The sequence below is a fragment of the Methanocalculus natronophilus genome, assembly GCF_038751955.1.
Taxonomy (GTDB): domain Archaea; phylum Halobacteriota; class Methanomicrobia; order Methanomicrobiales; family Methanocorpusculaceae; genus Methanocalculus; species Methanocalculus natronophilus.
The window spans coordinates 831-1,206 of sequence record NZ_JBCEXH010000021.1 but is presented as its reverse complement, the minus strand read 5'-3'; the positions used below and the strand labels follow the sequence as shown (position 1 = coordinate 1,206).

The 376-nt window shown below is 34.8% G+C and carries 2 protein-coding genes; both read right to left on the bottom strand.

Translation table 11 applies throughout. The features are described from left to right. Window positions 1-176: zinc-ribbon domain-containing protein (locus tag ABCO64_RS11000; protein ID WP_425463705.1), on the bottom strand; the 176-nt coding region annotated here is incomplete at its 3' end. Between the two features lie 58 nt (window positions 177-234). Further along, a partial coding sequence (locus ABCO64_RS10995) for a hypothetical protein (protein WP_425463704.1) occupies window positions 235-376 on the bottom strand: 142 nt, incomplete at its 5' end.

Sequence of the window (376 nt, the reverse complement as noted above, 5' to 3'; positions counted from 1 at the left end):
AAACACCCAGCCGCATCAATTATTACGACATTTGAACGTTCAACATAACCCCCTTGATCTTCGCTATGCTTTTCTTTTGATTCGCTAATTTCACCTAACTCATTTCCACAGTTAGGACAATACTTATCGTTTTTAGAAGCGTATAAGCCACACTTCGCACAATACTTTGTCTTCATAATAAGCCTACTTTCCCATTACGCATTCTATTATAAATCAAATAACGGGTAAGTACAATTATGATTTATCCTTCTTCACCATATCTTTCGGTAAAAAGCCTAGCGCGATAAATATAACTAGCGTAATAATACTTGGAAAAACATGCCATAAAGTCTCTCCGTCTAAAAATGCACCACTTCCAATAAAGACTATATATAAT